The sequence below is a fragment of the Burkholderia sp. WSM2230 genome (assembly GCF_000472445.1).
In the GTDB taxonomy this organism is placed as follows: domain Bacteria; phylum Pseudomonadota; class Gammaproteobacteria; order Burkholderiales; family Burkholderiaceae; genus Paraburkholderia.
In genome coordinates, this window is the sequence record NZ_AXAJ01000004.1 from 139,922 (window position 1) to 153,078 (window position 13,157).

At 63.0% G+C, this 13,157-nt stretch carries 10 protein-coding genes; 3 read left to right on the forward strand and 7 right to left on the reverse strand.

What is annotated here, in order from left to right; translation table 11 throughout:
- Window positions 1–46 precede the first annotated feature (46 nt).
- The 3 genes from preA to A3AC_RS0110835 form a co-directional block, all read right to left on the reverse strand.
- Window positions 47–1,375: an NAD-dependent dihydropyrimidine dehydrogenase subunit PreA gene (gene preA / locus A3AC_RS0110825; protein WP_025598839.1), complete on the reverse strand. Its 1,329-nt coding sequence runs from the start codon at window positions 1,373–1,375 to the stop codon at window positions 47–49.
- Window positions 1,376–1,432: 57 nt separating this feature from the next.
- Window positions 1,433–2,782, reverse strand: coding sequence for an NAD(P)-dependent oxidoreductase (locus A3AC_RS0110830; RefSeq protein WP_025598840.1), 1,350 nt, complete (start codon window positions 2,780–2,782; stop codon window positions 1,433–1,435).
- Between the two features lie 128 nt (window positions 2,783–2,910).
- Window positions 2,911–4,218, reverse strand: a complete 1,308-nt coding sequence (locus A3AC_RS0110835) for a Zn-dependent hydrolase (RefSeq protein WP_025598841.1) — start codon at window positions 4,216–4,218, stop codon at window positions 2,911–2,913.
- A 342-nt stretch (window positions 4,219–4,560) separates the two neighbouring features.
- Here A3AC_RS0110835 and A3AC_RS0110840 point away from each other — a divergent pair, with 342 nt between their 5' ends.
- The gene (locus tag A3AC_RS0110840) at window positions 4,561–5,277 is read left to right on the forward strand and encodes a TetR/AcrR family transcriptional regulator (RefSeq protein WP_025598842.1); all 717 of its coding nucleotides are present in this window, start codon (window positions 4,561–4,563) and stop codon (window positions 5,275–5,277) included.
- A 25-nt stretch (window positions 5,278–5,302) separates the two neighbouring features.
- On the opposite strand, the gene boxA is transcribed toward A3AC_RS0110840, so the two are convergent.
- The 4 genes from boxA to A3AC_RS0110860 form a co-directional block, all read right to left on the reverse strand.
- Window positions 5,303–6,544 (reverse strand): benzoyl-CoA 2,3-epoxidase subunit BoxA, encoded by a 1,242-nt coding sequence (gene boxA / locus A3AC_RS0110845; RefSeq protein ID WP_025598843.1) that lies wholly within the window; start codon window positions 6,542–6,544, stop codon window positions 5,303–5,305.
- A gap of 61 nt (window positions 6,545–6,605) precedes the next feature.
- Window positions 6,606–8,033, reverse strand: coding sequence for a benzoyl-CoA 2,3-epoxidase subunit BoxB (gene boxB, locus A3AC_RS0110850; protein ID WP_025598844.1), 1,428 nt, complete (start codon window positions 8,031–8,033; stop codon window positions 6,606–6,608).
- A 68-nt stretch (window positions 8,034–8,101) separates the two neighbouring features.
- Complete coding sequence (gene boxC / locus A3AC_RS0110855; protein WP_025598845.1) at window positions 8,102–9,772, reverse strand: 2,3-epoxybenzoyl-CoA dihydrolase; 1,671 nt, start codon at window positions 9,770–9,772, stop codon at window positions 8,102–8,104.
- Between the two features lie 114 nt (window positions 9,773–9,886).
- Complete coding sequence (locus tag A3AC_RS0110860; RefSeq protein WP_025598846.1) at window positions 9,887–10,870, reverse strand: helix-turn-helix transcriptional regulator; 984 nt, start codon at window positions 10,868–10,870, stop codon at window positions 9,887–9,889.
- Between the two features lie 182 nt (window positions 10,871–11,052).
- Here A3AC_RS0110860 and A3AC_RS0110865 point away from each other — a divergent pair, with 182 nt between their 5' ends.
- Complete coding sequence (locus tag A3AC_RS0110865) at window positions 11,053–11,520, forward strand: DUF4863 family protein (RefSeq protein ID WP_025598847.1); 468 nt, start codon at window positions 11,053–11,055, stop codon at window positions 11,518–11,520.
- An 8-nt stretch (window positions 11,521–11,528) separates the two neighbouring features.
- Window positions 11,529–13,124 (forward strand): 3,4-dehydroadipyl-CoA semialdehyde dehydrogenase, encoded by a 1,596-nt coding sequence (locus A3AC_RS0110870; RefSeq protein ID WP_025598848.1) that lies wholly within the window; start codon window positions 11,529–11,531, stop codon window positions 13,122–13,124.
- Window positions 13,125–13,157 lie beyond the last annotated feature (33 nt).

Below are 13,157 nucleotides of genomic sequence, written 5' to 3' on the forward strand. Positions count from 1 at the left end.
CACGGCTCATGCGCAAGCGCTGCACGATGATAAAAAAGCCCCTGTTTCAGGCCGCCTTCGCTGCGTGCGCCGGCTCCTCGCCTGTGCGCGCTTCATGTGCGTTGCTCTGTGCGGCATTCACGCGCGCCGGATTGTTCGGATGGGTGGTCCAGTTCGCGTATTCGCCGTTATCCACGCGCTCCATCGTGATGCATTGCTCGACGGGGCACACGTGCATGCACAGATTGCAGCCCACACATTCGGAGTCCATCACTTCAAAATGCCGGACGCCATCTTTTTCTTTCATGATCGCCTGGTGCGCAGTGTCTTCGCACGCGATATGACACAGCCCGCATTGAATGCACTTGTCCTGATCGATGCGCGCCTTGATGCTGTAGTTGAGGTTCAGATACTTCCAGTCGGTGACGTTGGGTACTGCGCGGCCGCGAATATCGTCGAGTGTCGCGTAGCCTTTTTCATCCATCCAGTTGGACAGGCCGTCCGCGAGATCCGTCACGATGCGAAAGCCGTAGTGCATTGCCGCCGTGCAAACCTGCACGCTGCCCGCGCCGAGTACCATGAATTCGGCCGCATCGCGCCACGTGGAAATGCCGCCTATGCCCGATATCGGGAGGTTCGGCGTCTGTTCGTCGCGTGCGATTTCGGCGACCATATTAAGCGCGATCGGCTTCACCGCCGGGCCGCAATAGCCTCCATGCGTGCCCTTGCCGTCGACCATCGGCAGCGGCGACATGGCGTCCAGATCGACGGCGACAATCGAGTTGATCGTGTTGATCAACGACACGCCGTCCGCGCCGCCCTTGTACGCAGCACGCGAACCGAGGCGGATGTCGGTAATGTTCGGCGTAAGTTTCACGAGGCACGGCAGGCTCGTGCCTTCCTTCACCCAGCGCGTGACCATTTCGATGTACTCGGGAACCTGGCCGACCGCCGAGCCCATTCCTCGCTCGCTCATGCCGTGCGGACAGCCAAAGTTCAATTCCACCGCATCGGCGCCGGTGTCTTCGACGAGCGGCAGTATCCATTTCCAGTCGCGCTCGTTGCACGGCACCATCAGCGACACGATCATCGCGCGCTCGGGCCAGTCGCGTTTCACTTGCGCTATCTCGCGCAGATTCACTTCGAGCGGACGATCGGTAATCAGCTCGATGTTATTGAGCCCCGCAACACGCTGGCCGTTCCATTGCACCGCGCCGTAGCGCGAGCTCACGTTGACCACGTGCGGGTCGAGGCCGAGCGTCTTCCACACCACGCCGCCCCAGCCCGCTTCGAACGCGCGGTTCACGTTATAGGCTTTGTCGGTCGGCGGCGCGGAAGCGAGCCAGAAAGGATTCGGCGATGTAATGCCGGCAATCGTACAGCGCAGATCGGCCATGTTCGGCTCCTTGGGGACGGCTGTTTTTATGTGACTGGGCGCGAGCGGTAGTTCGCGCTACGCGGCCTTCATGTCGGTGCGCGCAAACTGCGCATGAATGGCGTCGGCGGCGAGCTTGCCGTCCTGCACGGCCTGCACCGTCAGATCGATGCCATCCGTAGCCGCGCAATCGCCGCCCGCCCACACATTGGCGAGCGACGTCTGCCCGTTTGCATCGACGGCGATGCGGCTGCCGTCGAGCGTCAGCAGTTCGCGATCTATGCCAACCGCGACGAGCGTCTGACCGATTGCCTTCAGCACCATGTCTGCTTCGATCACAAAGCGCTCGGCGTCGCCCGTGCTCAACGTTCGCTCGAACTCCACGCCGGTCACCACGCCGCCCGCACCGAGCAAACGCACAGGCGTTGCGTGCGTGACGAGCGTGACGCCATTGGTCTGCGCGAACTCGCGCTCCGCCCACGTCGCGCTCATCGATTCGACGCCGCGCCGATACACCATCGTCACCTGCGTCGCACCGAGCTTGCGGCTTTGCACCGCCGCGTCCACCGCCGTATTACCGCCGCCGATCACGACGACGCGGCGGCCTACCGGCACGCTGCCGAAGTCGCGCGCGCTGCGAATCGCTTCGATAAAATCGACTGCGTTCATCACGCCGGCCAGATCCTCGCCCGCCATCGCGAGTTCGCGCACGCCGGCAAGGCCGATTGCGAGAAACACAGCGTCATATTGCTTGCGCAGTGCACCCAGTTCCACGTCGCGGCCGAGCGCAACACCATGCCTGATCTCGATCCCGCCGACCGAGCATAGCCACTGCACCTCGCGCTGCGCGAAGTCGTCGACGGTTTTATAGGCTGCAATGCCGTATTCGTTGAGGCCGCCGGCCTTCTCGTGAGCGTCGAAGATCGTCACGTCGTGTCCGGCAAGCGCGAGGCGATGCGCGCACGAAAGTCCCGCCGGGCCCGCGCCGATCACGGCAACATGCCGGCCTGTCGCGGGCGCGCGCGCGAATAGCGCTTCACTGCGCGCCATCGCCCAATCGGTTGCATGGCGTTGCAGCGCGCCGATGGCTACCGGCTTTGCGTCCTGATGGTTGCGCACGCAAGCGCCTTCGCAAAGAACCTCGGTCGGGCATACTCGCGCGCACATGCCGCCGAGCGGATTAGCCGACAGGATATCCACGGCCGCGCCCTTCAGGTTGCCGTTGCCGATCTTGCGGATAAAGCCGGGAATGTCGATCTGCGTCGGGCACGCGCTAACACACGGCGCGTCATAGCAATAGTGGCAGCGGCTCGCTGCCGCGGCGGCGGCACTCGCGTCGAGCAACGGTGCAATGTCGGAGAACTCGCAGGCGAGCTGTTCGGGCGACAGGCGCTGCGCGGCGATATCGCCGGTTTGCTTGATGGCCATACACGTTCCTTCTGTCGATGTGAGGACGCAGCCGTGCCTGTGGGCTCTCGCGTGAACGAGGCCCGCACGGCATTTTCTGGCACTGCGGTGAAGCGGCTAAAGCACTCAGGCAGCTAAAGACGGATCTACTATGAAACCGGCTCGCACGCGCGCTCGAGCATGGCGTGCAGCAGGACGTTCGCGCCCGCCTCGATCCATTCGAAGGTGGCGTCCTCGATTTCGTTGTGGCTGATGCCGTCCACGCAAGGCACGAACACCATCGAAGTGGGCGCGACCTGCGCGAGATAACATGCGTCGTGCCCCGCGCCGGACACCATGTTGCGATGCGAGTAACCGAAGCGCTCGGCCGCCGCGCGCACGGACTTCACGCAGGCTTCGTCGAACGCAACCGGCGCGTAGTAAAAGATCTGTTCGAGTTCGGTTTGGAGGCCAATGCCGCCCGCAATGCGCGCGACGCCCTCGCGCAACGCTTCATCCATTTTCGCGAGCACGGCATCGTCGGGATGACGGAAGTCGACGGTAAAGAACACGCGGCCCGGAATCACGTTGCGCGAATTCGGATGCACCTGCATCATGCCGACCGTCGCGCACGCGAGCGGCGCGTGGTCGAGTCCGATGCGATTGACGAGGTCGACGACGCGCGCGGCGCCGAGCAACGCATCGCGCCGTCGTGGCATTGGCGTAGGACCTGCGTGCGCTTCCTGCCCCGTCAACGTGATTTCGTACCAGCGCTGGCCTTGCGCATCCGTGACCACGCCAATGGTTTTCTGCTCGGCTTCGAGAATCGGCCCCTGCTCGATATGCAGCTCGAACGCCGCATGCAACCGGCGACCGCCGCATGGCACGTCGCCCGCATAGCCAATGCGCTGCAACTCCTCGCCGATCGTCTTGCCGTCCACATCCTTGCGCGACAAACCATACTCGAGAGGAAACACGCCCGCGAACACGCCGGACGCGACCATGGCCGGAGCGAAACGCGAGCCTTCCTCGTTGGTCCAGATCACGACTTCAACGGGATGCTCGGTTTCTATGCCGTGATCGTTCAGGCTGCGAATCACTTCGAGACCGCCCAGCACGCCGTAGATGCCGTCGAAGCGGCCGCCCGTCGGCTGGGAGTCGGCATGCGAGCCGGTCATCACAGGCAACGCATCCGGATTGCGCCCGGCGCGCCGCATGAAGACATTGCCCATCTGGTCGATGCTGACCGTACAGCCCGCTTCTTTCGCCCAGCTAACTATCAGGTCGCGCCCTTCCTTGTCGAGGTCGGTCAGCGCGAGCCGGCATACGCCGCCTTTGGGCGTTGCGCCGATCTTCGCCATCGTCATCAGGCTGTCCCATAGCCGCTTGCCGTCGACCCGAATCGACTTTGCGTGCTCCGCACTTGCGATGAGAGCTTCGTTCGACGCGCTCTTCAGCGCTTCAGTAACCGCGTTCATTCGTCTCGCTCCTTTCGGTGAACCGACATGAAACTGGTGCATGGGCGGCGGCTTTGTGCGGCGTGCCCGCACGGTGGCGGTGCAAGCTCGATGCACGCGGCTGCCTCCTGATACAAGGGCAAACCCTGATGCATGTCCCGCTCTGTCAATCCTGTCCAGTTGGACAGGTTGTAGACGATTAACACCGCCAAATCAATGCTTTTCGTACCGGCGGAAAGAGAGCGAGAAGCGTGCCATTGCATTGCAGCACGGCCGCGCATGACGTGAGAAATACGCGTGTGCGCGCGGCGTCGAGCGACTAGAATGAAGCGCGACGCGGCACCGATGCCGCCGAAGGCGAACATGAGAGACGACGACGTGATTGCGAGCATCACCGAAAACGAAGAAACGCGCACGCCTTTGCGGCGGCGCAAGGCGCACATTCGCGAGTCGAACGAAGCACATCTTCTGGCGTGTGCGGAGGCGGTTTTTGCCGAACGTGGACTGGACGGCGCGAGCACTGCGATGATCGCCGAGCGCGCAGGCTTACCGAAGGCAAACGTGCATTACTACTTCCCGACGAAGCTTGCGCTGTACCGTCGCGTGCTGGAAGACCTGTTCGAAGACTGGCATCGCGCGGCCGATACTTTCGAATGCAGCGACGACCCGGTCGAGGCAATCGGCGGCTATGTGCGGGCAAAAATGGAACTGTCGCGGCGGCGTCCGCTCGGCTCAAAAGTTTGGGCGAGCGAGATCATCCACGGCGCGGAGCATATGGAAGACATACTCACCGAGCGGGTCAAGCCGTGGCTCGACAGCCGCGTGAAAGTGATCGACAACTGGATTGCACGAGGTCTGCTCGCTCCTGTGAACCCGCGCACGTTGATGTACATGATCTGGGCAACGACCCAGCACTACGCGGACTTCGACGCGCAGATTCGCGCGCTGAAAGGCAAGCGCGCGCTGACGCAGAAGTCGTTCGAAGCGACGACCGAAGAAGTCGTGCAACTCGTGATTCGCGCGTGCGGCGCAGTGTCGCCCGCGGCGCAGCATGAGGAAGGCGCGGATCCCTCGCGGTAGGGGTTTTTGTGCTACTGCGCGTCCTTCAATACGTTTCCAGATGCAGGCGCCCTTCCTTCTTCAACCTTCCCCACAGCGTGTCCCAATCCATCTGATGCTGCTCGCCGATCTCCTTGAGCGCTTGCAGCACGCCGTCTTCCATGCCCTTCAACCCGCAAACGTAGATATGCGTGTTGTCGTCCTTCAGCATGTGTGCAACGTCGACCGCGCGCTCGCGCATGGCATCCTGCACATAGCGCTTTGGCTGGCCCGGCGTGCGCGAGAATGCCAGATTGGTGTCGATAAAATCTTTCGGCAGATTAGTGAGCGGCCCGAAATATGGCAATTCTTCCTTGGTCCGCGCGCCGAAGAACAGCATCAGCTTGCCGGTCGCACCCTTCAGCCGGCGCCGCCGCCGATACTCGGTCATCGCACGCATCGGCGCTGAGCCGGTGCCTGTGCAGATCATCAGCAGATGCGAGTCCGGATGGTTCGGCATCAGGAAGGTGCCGCCAAACGGGCCGATTACCGTCACGACGTCGCCCTTTTTCAGGTCGCACAGATAGTTCGAGCAGACTCCGTCAAGCGCGTCGCCATGCCGTTGCGAAACGCGCTTCACAGTCAGCGAAACGTTGTTGTAGCCGGGCCGCTCGCCGTCGCGCGGACTCGCAATCGAATACTGGCGCGCGTGATGCGCACGGCCGTCGGCGGTCGCGCCTGGCGGCAGCACGCCAATCGACTGCCCCTCCAGCACCGGAAAAGGCATCGATCCAAAATCCAGCACGATGTGATGGATATCGCTTTGTGTCGATGCATCGGTAAGCCGGTAGTTGCCGACCACGGTCGCCGTGGTCGGCGCCTTGTGCGTATAGAGATTGACATACGGTTTCGCCGCGGACCACGGCGGCACGACGGAACCGCGCACCGTATCCACTTCGATGCCGCTTGCGTCCGCTGCCTCGTCGCGCGCCGACCCAGAAGCGGGCGTTTCGTCGGCGGCGGGCACGGCCATCGTGTTCTGCTCGGGCAGCACGTCCCACGTGAATTGCTCTTCGATCGGATACGCGTCGGCCTTCAGCACGGTACGCCAGTTGTCGATCGCGCCTGTCGGGCACGGCGGCACGCACGCCATGCAGCCGTTGCACACATCCGCCTTCACAACGTAATTATTTTCGTCGTGCGTGATCGCGTCGATCGGACAGGTCTCTTCGCATGTATTGCAGCGAATGCAGATTTCCGGATCGATCAGATGTTGCCTGAGTACCTCGATCGACACTGGGCCGTTCATCATTGCCTCCACCCTGTAGTGCTAGAGAAGCGTGCTGCGCGCTGCGCTTCTTCGTGTGCGTTCAGTTAAAGCGCACGTATTCGAAATCGACCGGCTGACGGTTCACGCCCATCGCGGGCGGCGCAATCCAGTTCGCGAACTTGCCCGGCTCCACTACGCGTCCCATCAGCGAAGCAACGAATGCGCGATCTTCCGGCGTGGCAAGCCACCTCGCTTCGTTGGCGGCCCACTCCGCTTCGCTGATCACGCGGCCGTCGGGCGACACGCGGGTGCCCGCGAAGGTACCGATCTGCCGGTTGAACGCCTTATGCGGCACGGACATGCGAAAGTCGATGCCGGCTTTTTCGAGCACCTTGTTCCAGCGCCCAACGCCCGCCACCGAATCCTTGATGTAATCGTCGCGCAGCACCTCGTTCATTGCATTGAGCATGGGCACTTCGCGTTCCACCAGCTTGCCGTCCTGCACGTCGAGCAGTTTGTAGCTCTGCCCGTCCAGTTGATGATCGTCGTCGCGCTTGCTTTCCTCATAGCGGCCTTTGAGGCCCGAACTATAGAAGGTTGCAGCGTTCGACGAATGATCCGCGCCGAACAGGTCGATCGTCACCGAGTAGTGGAAGTTCAGATAGCGCTGAATGGTCGGCAAGTCGATCACGCCGGCGGCGCGAATCTTTGCGACGTCGTCGGTGCCGAGCTCGTTCATCACCTGCGCGGTGCGCTGAATCACGCGCGAGACACCCGATTCGCCGACGAACATATGGTGCGCTTCTTCGGTCAGCATGAACTTCGTGGTGCGCGCGAGCGGATCGAATCCCGATTCCGCGAGCGCGGAGAGCTGGAACTTGCCGTCACGGTCCGTGAAGTAGGTGAACATGTAGAACGCGAGCCAGTCCGGGGTTTTCTCGTTGAACGCGCCCAGAATGCGGGGATTGTCGTCGTCGCCCGAACGGCGGCCGAGCAATGCTTCGGCTTCCTCACGACCATCGCGTCCAAAATAGCGATGCAGCAGATACACCATTGCCCACAGGTGCCGGCCTTCTTCCACGTTGACCTGAAACAGGTTGCGCAAGTCGTACATGGAAGGCGCGGTCAGGCCGAGGTGCCTTTGCTGCTCGACTGAAGCCGGCTCCGTATCGCCTTGCGTCACGATGATGCGGCGCAGATTCGCGCGATGCTCACCGGGCACGTCCTGCCACGCCGCCTCGCCCTTGTGCTCGCCGAAATGAATCTTGCGGTCCTGCTCCCCCGGCGTGAGAAAGATGCCCCAACGATAATCCGGCATCTTCACGTGATCGAAATGCGCCCAGCCGCCCGCATCCACGCTTACTGCCGTGCGCAGATACACGTCGTAGCCATGCGAGCCTTCCGGTCCCATGTCGCCCCACCAGGAGAGGAAGTTGGGTTGCCATCGTTCGAGCGCGCGTTGCAGCGCGCGGTCGTCGGCGAGGTTGACGTTGTTCGGAATCTTTTCACTGTAGTTGATGGTGGACATGGTCGGTTCCTTGCAATGCTGAAGGTGAGAGGCGCGTCGGGAAAGCGCAGGTCGCCTGGGACCGCGCGTCAAACGCGCGAGACGTCGAATTGCGCCTTGCTGCCCTTGCCGTACACCTTGAGCGCGCCCTTCTCGCCCACAGCGTTCGGCCGGTTGAAGATCCAGTTCTGCCATGCGGTGAGACGGCCGAAGATGCGCGTCTCCATCGTTTCAGGCCCGTTGAAGCGCAGATTTGCTTCGAGACCGGTCAGCGCGTCCGGCGACATGGCCGCGCGTTCCTCCAGTGCAATGCGAATCTCGTCGGCCCAGTCGATATCGTCCGGCGCCGCGGTCACGAGACCAAAACGCTCCGCTTCGACCGGCTTGATCTGCTGGCCGATCAGCGAACGCACTGCGTCGAGCGGTTCGGCTTCCTCATAGAAGCGGCGCGCGAGCCGCGACTGATGCGTGACCATCGGATAGAGTCCGAAGTTGACTTCCGAAAGCGTGATCGCCGGCTCCTCCTCTTCATTGCTCGGCAGCGCAGCCATATACGAGCGGTCAGCGGCGAATGCGAGTTCCGCGAACGTACCGGCAAAACACGAGCCGGGCTCGATCAACGCGAAAAGGGACCGCGACGATACGTCGATGCGCGCGAGCGTGCGGCGCAACAGGCCAATCGTTTCGCGCACGAACCAGTGATCCTTGTGCTGCATCAGCACTGCATCCACGGCGAGCACATTGCGCGCGTCGCCTTCGGTGCGAAATACCCACGTGCCTACTTCGAGTTCGTTGGTGCGCATCGAGAGGATCGCGTCGTCGAGTTCGCGCGCGAATTGCAGCGGCCACCAGTTGGCGCCGGCGGCGACGATGGCGTCGACAGTTGTCGGCTGTGCTGCTTGTGGCGCTTTCGCAGTAAAGGTGGCGATGCGTTTCGCGCGGTCGATCGTCACGTCGAGCGTCTGATACGTCAGGCCGTCGTCGCGGTCCGTGCGTTCTATGCGCGTCAGCTTCACACCTTGCGCGTCGGAAGGACGATCGCTCTGCGCGGCGAGTTCGAGCGCGCGGGCCTGAATGGCCGCGTCGAACTGGTTCGGCTTCACCACTTCATCGACGAGACGCCATGCCTTCGCGCGCTCGCCGCGAATGCCTTCCACCACGGTGCAAAAGATGTCGGCGCGATCATGGCGCACCTTGCGCTTGTCGGTCACGCGCGTGAGTCCGCCAGTGCCGGGCAGCACGCCGAGCAACGGCACCTCCGGCAACGATACGGACGACGAACGGTCGTCGACCAGATAGATCTCGTCGCAGGCGAGCGCGAGTTCGTAACCGCCGCCCGCGCACGCACCGTTCACCGCCGCCAGAAACTTGAGTCCCGAATGACGCGACGAGTCTTCGAGACCGTTGCGCGTTTCGTTAGTGAACTTGCAGAAGTTGACCTTCCACGCATGCGACGAAAGACCCAGCATGAAGATGTTTGCGCCCGAGCAGAACACGCGGTCTTTCAGGCTCGTCACCACGACGGTTTTCACTTCCGGATGCTCGAAGCGGATGCGCTGGATCGCGTCGTGCAATTCGATATCGACGCCGAGGTCGTATGAATTGAGCTTCAGCTTGTAGCCGTCGCGAATGCCGCCGTCTTCCGCGATGTCGATGCCGAGCGTCGCGACCGGACCGTTGAAACTCAGCTTCCAATGCTTGTACTGCGAGGGATCGGTTCGGTAGTCGACCGGTGCGATGGCGGTTTCTGCTGTGGACATGGGCGTCTCCTGACTGGACGATGCGAGTTGTTGATCGAACAATAGTGCATCGTCACACCCATGTAAAGCATTTTAATGCATGTTGGCGCGTAAACCCTGATGCCCGAGTGCAGTTCAGCGGGCCGGCGCTTCGTCGGGAGACTCGGCCGCAAGCCTTGCGGCAAGGCGGTCGCGCAGTTGCAGATAGGCGTCGGCCAGGGTTTTCTCGCTGGTGTCGAACGTCATGTCGGCGCGGCTATACAGCTCGCTGCGCCCGGCCAGAATGCGCTTCAGGTCGTCCATTGCCTCCTTGTTGCCGGACATGGGCCGCAGATCGCCCTGCGCGACGACCCGCCGCATATGCTCCTCCGGCGCCGCCTGCAGCCACACGGTAAAGCAGTGCGACAACAGCGCGTTGAACGTGCCGGATTCCGACACGAGCCCGCCGGGCGACGCGATCACCGCGTGATCGTGCTCGTTGATGACCGCCTCCAGCGCGCGGTGTTCGTAGCGCCGGTAAGCGCTCGCTCCGTACAGCGAATGAATCTCCGAGGGCGGGCATCCGGCGAGTTGCTCGATGACCCGCGTCAGTTCCACGAACGGCACCTTGCGCTCCTGCGCGAGCATCCGGCCAAGCGTTGACTTGCCGGCGCCCCGCAGCCCGATCAGCGCGATCCGGTCCTTGCGGTGCGGGTCGCGCGGCGCCTGTGCGAACATCTCGGCAAGCGTCATGCGTGCCCGCTGCAACGCGGCCTGATCGCGCCCATGCAGCAGTTCGCGAATGAGCAGCCATTCCGCCGACGCAGTGGTTTCGTCGCCGATCACTTCAGCGAGCGGGCAGTTCAAGGTCGCCGCGATCTGCCGCAGCACGAGCACCGACGCATTGCCGACCCCCGACTCCAGATTCGCAAGATGCCGCTCGGATAAGCCCGTCTCAGCGGCCAGCGTCTTGCGCGTCATGCCGCGCCGCGCGCGCAACAGACGCACGCGTTCGCCCATCGCGGTGAGAAACGGATCACGCTCTTCGCGTTCGCCGGCACGCTCCGGGCGGCCGGCTTCTCCGTCGGCGACCGGCGGCGACGGCGCGTCCGGCGGCGAGCCGGTGTAATTCTGGTTCATGTTCCATATCTCCCAAACCACGATACATGTACTATAGTGCTTGACACGCACCCCGTGAACGGTTAATTTTCGCCCAACATTGATCCATGTACAAAGACTGCCGCGATTTTTCGCGCGGCATCACGGAGACCGCGCAGTGCGTCACATGCAATGACGTGCATGCGCATAGTCCGGAGGCTTGCATGTCCCCATCCGAATTCCAGCGGTTGATCGCTCAGGTCACCGAGCAACTGGCCGGCCGGCCACTGAACGCCGAACTCGCGAACTGGCTCAACCGCACCTATCCCGCGGACAGCCCGACGTTTCGCGATATCGCCAGCGCATGCCGCGCCGGAGTCGCCGAAGGCTGGCTCTGCAACCGCGAGGCCGGCGGCCTGCGCTATGGCCGCATCTTCAAGGCGCTGCCCGACACGCACGATTTCTCCGTCGACGTAGTCGACATGAAGGACATGGCCGGTCCGCATCACGTTCATCCGCACGGCGAGATCGACCTGATCATGCCGCTCACCGAAGGCGCCACGTTCGACGGCCACCCTGCGGGCTGGTGCGTGTATGAGCCGGGCTCGGCGCATCGCCCGACAGTGGCGAACGGCGCGGCGCTCGTGCTTTATCTTCTGCCGCAAGGCGTCATTGAATTTACCGCTGCGTGAGTGCCGCCATGATCGAACTATTGAAGAACCACGTCGCCGGCGAATGGGTCGCGGGCAACGGAGAAGGCGTCACGCTGAGCGACCCTGTAACCGGCGAAGCGCTTGTGCGCGTCTCGAGCGAAGGCCTCGATCTGCCGAACGCATTCCGTTTTGCCCGCGACGAAGCGGGCGCCGCGCTGCGCGCGCTGACCTATGCGCAGCGCGCAGCGCGCCTCGCCGACATCGTCAAACTGCTGCAGGCGAAGCGCGACGACTACTACGCAATCGCACTCGCGAACTCGGGCACAACACGCAACGATTCAGCGGTCGATATCGACGGGGGCATTTTCACGCTGTCGTACTACGCAAAACTCGGCGCCTCGCTCGGCGACGTGCATGCGCTGCGCGACGGCAACGCAAGCGCGCTGAGCAAGGACCAGTCGTTCGCGGCGCAGCACGTGCTGACGCCCACACGTGGCGTCGCGCTCTTTATCAACGCGTTCAATTTTCCGTCGTGGGGCCTGTGGGAAAAAGCGGCGCCCGCGCTGCTGTCCGGCGTGCCTGTCATCGTGAAGCCCGCCACGGCCACCGCATGGCTCACGCAACGCATGGTCGCCGATGTGGTCGACGCGGGCATTCTGCCCCGCGGCTCGCTCTCGGTGATTTGCGGCAGCTCCGCGGGCCTGCTCGATCAGGTTCAGACATTCGATGTCGTGTCGTTCACCGGCTCGGCTGAGACGGCCGCGATCTTGCGCGCACATCCGGCTTTTGTCGAACGCGGCGCACGGCTCAACGTCGAAGCGGACAGCTTGAACAGCGCGATTCTCTGTGCTGATGCCACGCCGGACACACCTGCGTTCCAGCTTTTCGTCAACGAAGTCGTGCGCGAAATGACCGTGAAATCAGGGCAAAAATGCACGGCGATCCGGCGTGCATTCGTACCGGAGGCCGCGCTCGAAGCGGTGATCGATGCGCTCGCAACAAAGCTGGCCAAAGTCGCCGTCGGCAATCCGCGCAACGACGCCGTACGCATGGGCTCGCTCGTCAACCGCGCGCAGTACGAGAACGTGCTGGCAGGTATCGCCGCCCTGCGCGAGGAAGGCATGCTCGCATATGACGGTTCGTCCACGTCTTTTGTCGACGTGAACCCCAGCATCGGGGCCTGCGTCGCGCCGCATCTTTTTGTCGTCAACGATCCGGACAGCGCGACGCTGTTGCACGATGTCGAAGTGTTCGGCCCCGTGGCGAGCGTGGCGCCGTATCGCGTCGCACACAATGCTGACGAATTGCCCGAAGCGCATGCCGTCACCCTCGCGCGACGCGGCCAGGGGTCGCTGGTCGCGTCGATCTATTCGAACGACGACGCGCATCTCGGCAGACTCGCACTCGAACTCGCCGGTTCACACGGCCGCGTGCATGCCGTGTCGCCTTCCGTGCAGCACAGCCAGACCGGCCACGGCAATGTGATGCCGATGTCGCTGCATGGCGGACCGGGACGCGCAGGCGGCGGTGAAGAACTGGGCGGTCTGCGCGCGCTCGGTTTCTATCACAGACGCTCGGCGATTCAGGCGTCCGCAACGGCAATCGATGCACTCGCACAACTCGCTCATCTGCCGGCGGCCTGACGATCTTGCGCCTGACAGACACGACGCACGTGG

Bases quoted from the DNA above. Each gene is read 5' to 3' on its own strand.
- A3AC_RS0110830 (WP_025598840.1), bottom strand. From the start codon at position 2,782: ATGGCCATCAAGCAAACCGGCGATATCGCCGCGCAGCGCCTGTCGCCC.
- A3AC_RS0110865 (WP_025598847.1), top strand. From the start codon at position 11,053: ATGTCCCCATCCGAATTCCAGCGGTTGATCGCTCAGGTCACCGAGCAA.
- A3AC_RS0110840 (WP_025598842.1), top strand. From the start codon at position 4,561: ATGAGAGACGACGACGTGATTGCGAGCATCACCGAAAACGAAGAAACG.
- A3AC_RS0110835 (WP_025598841.1), bottom strand. From the start codon at position 4,218: ATGAACGCGGTTACTGAAGCGCTGAAGAGCGCGTCGAACGAAGCTCTC.
- boxC (WP_025598845.1), bottom strand. From the start codon at position 9,772: ATGTCCACAGCAGAAACCGCCATCGCACCGGTCGACTACCGAACCGAT.
- A3AC_RS0110870 (WP_025598848.1), top strand. From the start codon at position 11,529: ATGATCGAACTATTGAAGAACCACGTCGCCGGCGAATGGGTCGCGGGC.
- preA (WP_025598839.1), bottom strand. From the start codon at position 1,375: ATGGCCGATCTGCGCTGTACGATTGCCGGCATTACATCGCCGAATCCT.
- boxA (WP_025598843.1), bottom strand. From the start codon at position 6,544: ATGAACGGCCCAGTGTCGATCGAGGTACTCAGGCAACATCTGATCGAT.
- boxB (WP_025598844.1), bottom strand. From the start codon at position 8,033: ATGTCCACCATCAACTACAGTGAAAAGATTCCGAACAACGTCAACCTC.
- A3AC_RS0110860 (WP_025598846.1), bottom strand. From the start codon at position 10,870: ATGAACCAGAATTACACCGGCTCGCCGCCGGACGCGCCGTCGCCGCCG.